Origin of the sequence: Pseudomonas sp. E45-MNA-CIBAN-0222 (assembly GCF_040310405.1) — a bacterium.
GTDB lineage: Bacteria > Pseudomonadota > Gammaproteobacteria > Pseudomonadales > Pseudomonadaceae > Stutzerimonas > Stutzerimonas stutzeri_AC.
In genome coordinates, this window is the sequence record NZ_JBEOPU010000103.1 from 1 (window position 1) to 272 (window position 272).

General features: G+C 45.6%; 1 protein-coding gene. It reads right to left on the bottom strand.

Going from position 1 to position 272, the window contains the following annotated elements:
* Nucleotides 1-272 (bottom strand): aminotransferase class III-fold pyridoxal phosphate-dependent enzyme (locus tag AAEZ08_RS22945; protein ID WP_500125181.1); only part of this gene is annotated, 272 nt, incomplete at both ends.

Consider the following 272-nt stretch of genomic DNA (forward strand, 5'->3'; position numbering starts at 1 on the left):
CATTAAGGTACGACCATGCCAGCCACCAACGAAAGAGATGACACCCGGACGACCAGTTTTTGCACGAGCAATTTTGATACAGTTTTCAACCGCTTCTGCGCCAGTGGTTAAAAAGAACGCTTTTTTCTCACCGCTGATAGGGGCTTTTTCGCAAAGCTTTTCGGCAAGATCGACATAGCATTCATAGTTAATCATTTGTGCCGCAGTATGGGTAAACTTATCAAGTTGCTCATGGACACGCTGAGTGATTTTCGGATGGCTGTGACCAGTAT